This window comes from Micromonospora sp. NPDC023966 (assembly GCF_040639095.1).
Classification (GTDB): domain Bacteria; phylum Actinomycetota; class Actinomycetes; order Mycobacteriales; family Micromonosporaceae; genus Micromonospora.
This window is the reverse complement of record NZ_JBEZZJ010000001.1, coordinates 821209-828057: the sequence shown is the minus strand read 5'-3', so window position 1 is coordinate 828057 and position 6849 is coordinate 821209. Positions and strand designations below refer to the sequence as shown.

Here is a 6849-nt window from a genome sequence, read left to right as displayed (position 1 = left end):
CAGGTCGAACGCTGGTTCGGCTACCTCACCCAACAGAAGATCCGCCGCGGCGCCCACAAGAGCGTCCAAAGTCTCGAGGCCGACATCCGGGCGTGAATCGCCGACTAGAGGGTTTTGACCTGGCCGCCGTCGAGGGTGAATTCGGCGCCGGTGGTGTTCGCGGACCGGGCCGAGGCGAGGAACAGTACGAGGTCGGCGACCTCCGCCGCTTCGCTGATCCGGCCGCTGCTGATTCCCATGCTCTGCGGTACGACCTCGTCGAGCGCCTGCTGCACAACTGTGGCCCGCGCCTCAGCCGCAGTGCATACCGTCCCGCCGCAGTGGGCGACGCCAGCCGGCTCAGCCTCGAAGGAAGCCCTGCAACAGGGCGATAAGCTCGCTCGGCCGCTCCTCGAACAGCCAGTGGCCGCAGTCCTCCACCACCTTGCCGGTGACCGTGTCGGCGTACCCGCGGACTTGGTTGGCCACCTGCTCGCCAAGGCTCGCCCGGGCACCTACGGCCAGAACCGGCATCGACAGCTTCGTTGACCGGTATGCCGCGTTGTCCGCCACGTCCTGCCCCAGCGACCGGAAGTAGGCGAAACTGGCCCGTAGGTGATCGGGGTCGCGCAGATGCCGGGCGAATTCCTCGATGTCGTCCGGGCCGATGCTGCCCTTGTTGACCATCTGCGAGTCGGTGAAGCGCTCCACCCAGAGCGCCTCCCGGCCACTGACCAACTGCTCCGGCAGGCCGTTCGTGAGGCTGAAGAAGCCGAAATTCCACACACCCGGCCCAGCGGCCGTCAGGGCCGGAATCGTGTAGATGCTCTCGTCCGGGATCGGCGCCTCGGTGAGGACCAGCCGAGATACCGCCTCGGGGTAGGCGGCGGCGTAGGCGTAGGCGACCATCGTCCCCAGGTCGTGCCCGACCAGCCGGATGTCGTCGGCCACGCCGAGGCCGGTGAGCAAGCCATGCAGGTCCGCAGCGAGGGTCTTCTTGTCGTACCCGCCCGGCGGGGCGTCGCTGTCGCCGAAGCCGCGCAGGTCCGGCGCGATCACCTCGAAGGAACGGCCCAACTCGGGCAGGACATGCCGCCACATCCGCCAACACTGCGGATAGCCATGCAGCAACACCAGCACCGGCCCGCTACCACCCCGTACATAATTCAGGCTGACCTCGCCGACGCGCGCCCGCCGCTCGGTGAACCCACCCGAAACCACACCCTCGCCCATCGCCGCTCCCTCCGCCGTGAGACGCCTCGACTACCCGGCGGCGGCAGGGCTACCCGTCAACCGTCGCCGATGACCCGCGCCCGCCATGCACTCACCACCCTGCTGAGCCTCACCGACGCAGCCGAGGAATCCCGTGGCCACCTCGCCGTGCTGATCACCGAGGCGTGCGCCAAGGCGGTGATGCATGACGATCCCGAAGGCACCGTCGACATCACCATCGTCATCGACGACGATGCCTGCCTGCTCGAGGTCGGCAACCGCGGCAGTACCCCAACGGCGCGGGACTCGACGCCGAGCTCTCCCGGCGGCCGGGGTGGAAAGGGATCCGACGAGCAGGAGTACGGCTGGCAGGGCCGAGGTGGTTCGCGTTGGCGGGCCAGCGGCTCACCGCCCGCCGGCGACCTCACCCGTCAGTGGTCCGGTCAGTCGCGTTGCCGGGTCCCATCCTGCTGCTTCTGGTTCTGTCGCAGAGCTTCCTCGAGTTGGTCTTCGAGGATGATGATCCGGCAGGCGGCCTCCAGGGCGGTGCCCTGGTCGACCATCTCCCGGGCCCGGGCGGCCAGGCGCAGCTGGTAGCGGGAGTAGCGGCGGTGCCCACCGGCAGAGCGGTGCGGGTTGATCAATTTCGCCTCGTCCAGGCGGCGCAGGAAGTCCTGCGTGGTGCCGAGCATCTCCGCGGCCTGGCCGATGGTGTAGGCCGGGTAGTTCTCGTCGCCGAACATGTCGTCGGGGTTCTGCCCCATGCCACCTCCACGTCGAGGGCCCCGGCGCGTATGCGCCGGGGCCCAGGGTTACGGGTCAGAACACCATCTACCGACAGGAACGTCGGCTTGTCGTATCCGCACCAGCCGCAACCGGCGGTTTCGGGTGCGGGGATCGCATATGCGTGACCGGAGACCACCTCTCGTTCGATGGAAACTGCGGTGTCCGCCCGGCCTGACATGACGGCCGACGGCGGGCGATCCAACGGTGTACGGCCCTCCCTTTCCTCTGCCACTTCTTTCCCTTGCTGACGTACGGTCCGCCGGTGCCGGAGCCCACGCGACTTCATGGCCCCCACACGTACGGCGAACAACAGCTGGAGCCCCGCAAGAGCATTGGCCCCACCTGCACCCCGGGCGCGCATGACGCCGGGACTGACATGCTCCTACTGCCTCTCGGGAGGGAACGATGAAGACTGTTCCTCTCCTGCCGCCTGTCGTGACCTCACGGCCGGACGGCCCCGTCTGCGTCTTGACGGATCTTTCCTCTCGACTCGAAGAAGAGTATGCCACACCGCAGAGGATGTCTAGCCGTGACAGCCCAGATTTACTGGTCGCCGACCGTCAGGATGGCTGACCCGTCGCATGGCCGTGACGGCTCTTCCGCCCGCCGGGAATCTGCGTGGAGCCCGAAGCGGCATGGGTGGCGATCAGAGCAGGCCCGCAGGTCCACCTGCTGATCTCTAGCAAGCGGCCACAGCAGTTGGCCGGTGCGACCAACACCAGAACACGGACACCGAGTGGTCGCAGGTAATCGCGCTGCGACGGCACGCATTTGCAGAGAGCGAGCGAGTGGCCCGGGACGCTCCAGCCGTCTCCTGTGGTCAGGTCCTCGGTGTGTTAACGGTGCCGGACCGGTCACGCCAGGCACAATCAAGAACCTTGATGTGAGCAAGAGGTGCTCCTTCGGAGGTGCCCGTTGTCGCGGTGTCCAGGCCGACTGGCTCGGTGGGCGCTGCGCGGCGCGCTCCTGTGCGGCGGCTTCGTCGGCGCATGGGGCCTGTGCAGCGCCGTTGCGCCTGACGCGGCTCAGGCTGCCGAACCGACTCGGCCCCGCGTGTTGGACAACCTGCTCGACGATGCCAGGACGATCGTCGGGGAAACCCTGATCCGTCCGATCCACCTGTCGACGACTTCGACCGCCGGGAGCGATGGCGCACCCGGCATCGGTGGCGGCACGCCGGCGGCGGATACCGACCGGCCGGCTGCGGGCGGGCAACCGGTACGCCGGGCGGTGCCCCCGTCGGACGGGACGGGGATCGCCGAGGCGATCACCCCGGTGACCCGTTCGGTCGGGGACCTGGCGTCTCCGGTCCTGGCGAAGGTCGCCTCGGCACCGCTCGTGGAGCCGGTCGTCGAGGCCGTCCGGCCCGTGGCCGAGCCCATCATCGACCTGCTGCCTCCCGTGCTGGCCCCGGTGCTCGACCTGACCGAGCCGGTCTTCGGCGAGCCCGAGGCGCCTTCCGCTCCTCCCGCCGGGCCGGTCGTCGGCACGCCCGCGCCGGCCGGTGACGCGCCGGCGACCGGCGGCACGTCCCCGGTGACCGCCCGCCCTGCCCCGCCGATCGTCGGGGTCCCCCCGCAGGCCACGTCACCTCGGCTGACGCACCGTGCGGCAGGTCGCGATGTGGTGCCACCAGGGGCCGCCGCATGGCGGAGTCCGTGGCCGGGCGAGCCCGACCACACCTCCGGCGTGACGCCCGCCGCACCTGCCACCACGGCGGGTGCTGGTGCCAGTGCCGGCGCACCCGGCGGCCCCGCCGAGGGTTCTACCGGTTCCTGGGAGCCGGAGCTGCGGGTTCTCGGCTGCCACCCGGCTCGCAGCGACGAGCTGGTGGACCGTTCGAGCCGGCCGGACCCCAGACCCGCCTGACACCGCTCGGTCTGATGGGCGAACGGGCGGAACCCCACCGGGAACGGCGAAAACTTCGCCTGCGCCCCCGGCCGATGACCGCGGCGAGGGCCGTCACCCGGCCGGCTGACCCGCCATCGCCGCTGGCTCCCTGACCCGCCACCACGACGCCCGCCCTCGGCCTGCGTCCTCTCCCCGCGCACCCGGGCATCGCCCGGGCTGCGGGAGGTCCCGCCGCTGGCGCGATGACGCCACTGCGGGGCCGACCCTGCCAACCCTCGGCACCAGCCGTCCACGAACCAACCGCATCCGTCACCCAGGAGCACTCCGTGAACCACGCCCTGCCTGTCTGCCGTGCGAGATGGCACGACATCGCCGACATCGTCGATCTCGTCGTCGGTCCCTTCGCCGGCAGCGCCACCGGCGCATGGCTCGTGCCCGACGTACGCCGCCGCCGGGACGTCCTCACCGCCGTCATCCGCCTGTGGATTGAACACGCCCTGCTCTCCGGCGAGGCGTATCTCCTGCAGGATCACTCCGCCGCCGCCGTCTGGCTGCACCAGTACGGCCCCACGCACGCGCCCACCAACTACGGCGAACGCCTCGCGGTCGCCTGCGCCGACTACCTGGAGCGCTTCCTGCACCTCGACGACGTCCTGGCGGCACACCGGCCTGCCACCCCGCACAACCACCTGGCATTCTTCGCGGTCACCCCGAAGCCCCACCGCATCAGACGCGCCAGTTCCCTGCTCGCCGCCAGCAACGCCCGCATGGGTCAGGCCCTGCTCCCCACCTACACGGAGGTGACCAGCACGGCGGATCGAGACCTGTACGCCCGCCACGGCTACGTCACGCATGAGCCCTTCGAGCTCCCCGACGGCACCACGACCTACCCGATGTGGCGAAGCCCGGCGCTGCGCCAACCCGGCCGCGTCCCGGCCAGGCCGGCGATCTGCCCGTACGCGGCGATGTCGGCGTAGGTGGACGTCTCGCAGGGACGCAGCGCAACGCCCGGGGCTGCGGGCCGCGGCGGAACCGGCGGCGGGGGAGGTGTACGGCCGGCTCACGGAGGTAGGAATTTCCGCGGGTCAAAAGGTGCCGCGCTACGAGTTCCCCCAGCTACGCCAGCACGTGCCGGCCGAGCGGCTGCGGAGCGCCGCGCCGTACGCGCCGCGGAGGCCACCGCGCCGACCCGGCCGCATCCGAGCGCCCAGTCGGCCAAGGGCAACCTGGCCGCCGGTCCCGCGCTCGCGGTCGCCGACCGGGTCCGCGACGCGCTCCGCAAGCCGTCCGCCCGTTGACCAGACCACGCGCTCAGGAACCAGGAAGGACAGGACGTTGAGCGGCGACCAGTACGAGCAGCAGGACCCCCGGGAGCAGTACCGGGGACCGGACGAGCAGACCGGCGGCCAGCAGTCGGCGCCCGGCACGACCCGCGAGATGCCCGACGAGCCCGACCACGGCGAGGAGAGCTACCAGGGGAGCGGCCGGCTGACCGGGAAGCGGGCGGTGATCACCGGGGGTGACTCCGGCATCGGCCGGGCGGTCGCGATCGCCTTCGCGCGGGAGGGCGCCGACGTGCTCATCGCGTACCTGCCGGAGGAGGACGACGCGCGGCAGACTGCGCGGCTGGTCGAGAAGGCCGGCCGCAGGGCGGTGACCGTCCCGGGCGACATCCGCGACGAGGCGCACTACGGCGAGATCATCTCCCGCGCGGTCAGCGAGTTGGGTGGCCTGGACATCCTGGTCAACAACGCGGCGTACCAGATGGCGCAGCCGGGCGGCATCACCGACATCACCACCGAGCAGTTCGACCGGGTCCTCAAGACCAACCTGTACGCGATGTTCTGGCTCTCCCGGGCCGCCGTGCCGCACATGCGGCCCGGCTCCACGATCATCAACACCGCGTCGATCCAGGGCTACCAGCCCTCCCCCGACCTGCTCGACTACGCCACCACCAAGGCCGGCATCGTGGCCTTCACCAAGGGCCTCGGCGAGGGCCTGGCCGAGAAGGGCATCCGGGTCAACGCCGTCGCGCCCGGACCGGTCTGGACCCCGCTGATCCCGGCCACCATGCCGGAGGAGAAGGTCGAGTCGTTCGGCAAGGACGTCCCGCTGGGTCGGGCCGGCCAGCCGGCCGAACTCGCCCCGGCCTACGTCTTCTTCGCCTCGCAGGAATCCAGCTACATCACCGGCGAGGTGCTCGGCGTCACCGGCGGCAAGCCGCTGGCCTGACGCTCGCGCCACGATCGGACCGTCCACGCCTCGGCGTGGGCGGCCCGATCGGGTTGCCGGTCAGGAGAGACGGCCGCTCCTGCCCCGCCCGCGCAGCCTCCGTGCGACATCCAGAGCCAGCGCGCGGGCCCCGGACACCGTCCGGGCGAGGTGGGTCCGGTTCTGGTGGACGTACGCGGAGATCAACGCGACGAGGAAGCCCAGCCCGGTGAGCCAGGCCAGCCACTCCCCGACCGAGGCCAGGAGCGGAAGGGTCACGAACAGGCACACGAACCCCGACAGCGGGAAGACCAGTTGCAGCCCGAATTCGTACAGTAGCGACCGGGAGCCCTTCTGCTGCGCGTAGAAGTCGTCCCACCGGAAGACCCGATCGTCGCCGGCGCACTCCACGGCGACCGGCCGGAGCACGTCGCGGATGTAGCTGTTCGCCGCATCCCGGTCCCGCCGGCGCCGGAGGATGGTGATCCCGGAGATCGCCGCCAGCACCGGCACCGCGAGCAGCAGGCGGGGGTCGGCCCGGTTTGCGACCACGAACCCCAGGATCACCCCCACCACGGTCAGGTAGGCGCCGACGAGAGCGTGCGACGCCGAGGATTTCTGCGCCATGACGCCTCGAATCGCGTTGTATTCCGCGACGAGCAGGTTCGTGCGGTTGTCGGCGTGAGCGGCCGCCACGGGATGGGTCGGATGCGCCGCTTCGCCGCCCGGTGGAGCACCTCGCTGACGAATCACGTCATTCCACGTCACGCATCGATGATGGCAATCCTCCACAACCATCCGCCCGACGGG

At 70.6% G+C, this 6849-nt stretch carries 7 protein-coding genes; 3 read left to right on the top strand and 4 right to left on the bottom strand.

Annotated features, from left to right (window positions below; genetic code table 11):
• Nucleotides 1-104 precede the first annotated feature (104 nt).
• The 3 genes from AB0F68_RS04110 to AB0F68_RS04100 all read right to left on the bottom strand — a co-directional run bounded on the left by AB0F68_RS04110 (nucleotide 105) and on the right by AB0F68_RS04100 (nucleotide 1955).
• Entirely contained in the window at nucleotides 105-275 is a 171-nt protein-coding gene (locus tag AB0F68_RS04110; protein WP_357332845.1) for a hypothetical protein, read from the bottom strand.
• A 64-nt stretch (nucleotides 276-339) separates the two neighbouring features.
• Nucleotides 340-1212: an alpha/beta hydrolase gene (locus AB0F68_RS04105; RefSeq protein ID WP_357332844.1), complete on the bottom strand. Its 873-nt coding sequence runs from the start codon at nucleotides 1210-1212 to the stop codon at nucleotides 340-342.
• A 422-nt stretch (nucleotides 1213-1634) separates the two neighbouring features.
• The gene (locus AB0F68_RS04100; RefSeq protein WP_357332843.1) at nucleotides 1635-1955 is read right to left on the bottom strand and encodes a helix-turn-helix domain-containing protein; all 321 of its coding nucleotides are present in this window, start codon (nucleotides 1953-1955) and stop codon (nucleotides 1635-1637) included.
• Nucleotides 1956-3030: 1075 nt separating this feature from the next.
• Here AB0F68_RS04100 and AB0F68_RS04095 point away from each other — a divergent pair.
• The 3 genes from AB0F68_RS04095 (at nucleotide 3031) to AB0F68_RS04085 (ending at nucleotide 6060) form a co-directional block, all read left to right on the top strand.
• Nucleotides 3031-3846, top strand: a complete 816-nt coding sequence (locus AB0F68_RS04095) for a hypothetical protein (RefSeq protein ID WP_357332842.1) — start codon at nucleotides 3031-3033, stop codon at nucleotides 3844-3846.
• Nucleotides 3847-4154: 308 nt separating this feature from the next.
• The gene (locus AB0F68_RS04090) at nucleotides 4155-4805 is read left to right on the top strand and encodes a hypothetical protein (RefSeq protein ID WP_357332841.1); all 651 of its coding nucleotides are present in this window, start codon (nucleotides 4155-4157) and stop codon (nucleotides 4803-4805) included.
• A gap of 358 nt (nucleotides 4806-5163) precedes the next feature.
• Entirely contained in the window at nucleotides 5164-6060 is an 897-nt protein-coding gene (locus AB0F68_RS04085; protein WP_357332840.1) for an SDR family oxidoreductase, read from the top strand.
• A 60-nt stretch (nucleotides 6061-6120) separates the two neighbouring features.
• On the opposite strand, the gene AB0F68_RS04080 is transcribed toward AB0F68_RS04085, so the two are convergent.
• Entirely contained in the window at nucleotides 6121-6837 is a 717-nt protein-coding gene (locus AB0F68_RS04080; RefSeq protein WP_357332839.1) for a hypothetical protein, read from the bottom strand.
• Nucleotides 6838-6849 lie beyond the last annotated feature (12 nt).

What these genes read in the sequence shown, in the direction of transcription:
- AB0F68_RS04105 (WP_357332844.1), bottom strand. Translation starts at nt 1,212, where the DNA reads ATGGGCGAGGGTGTGGTTTCGGGTGGGTTCACCGAGCGGCGGGCGCGC.
- AB0F68_RS04100 (WP_357332843.1), bottom strand. Translation starts at nt 1,955, where the DNA reads ATGGGGCAGAACCCCGACGACATGTTCGGCGACGAGAACTACCCGGCC.
- AB0F68_RS04080 (WP_357332839.1), bottom strand. Translation starts at nt 6,837, where the DNA reads ATGGTTGTGGAGGATTGCCATCATCGATGCGTGACGTGGAATGACGTG.